The organism is Hymenobacter ginkgonis, assembly GCF_009755225.1.
In the GTDB taxonomy this organism is placed as follows: Bacteria; Bacteroidota; Bacteroidia; order Cytophagales; family Hymenobacteraceae; genus Hymenobacter; species Hymenobacter ginkgonis.
The window spans coordinates 1-209 of record NZ_WQKZ01000038.1 but is presented as its reverse complement, the minus strand read 5'-3'; the positions used below and the strand labels follow the sequence as shown (position 1 = coordinate 209).

At 59.8% G+C, this 209-nt stretch carries 1 protein-coding gene; it reads right to left on the bottom strand.

Annotation, left to right across the window (positions count from 1 at the left end; all coding sequences use genetic code 11):
- A partial coding sequence (locus tag GO988_RS23985) for a PKD domain-containing protein (RefSeq protein ID WP_449405083.1) occupies positions 1–209 on the bottom strand: 209 nt, incomplete at both ends.

Sequence of the window (209 nt, the reverse complement as noted above, 5' to 3'; positions counted from 1 at the left end):
AAGCTGAACACGTAGCTCCCCGCCACTAAAGCACTAACCGTAGGTACGGCCACGGTTTTGCTGCTGAACGTAGCTGTATTGGGCCCACTCACCTGGCTCCAGGTATACGTGCTAACGGTACCGTCCGCATCCGTGCCTGAACCCGCCAGGGTAGTCGTATTCGTGGGTAAAGTAAGCGTGCGGTTGGGGCCGGCGTTAGCCACGGGCGC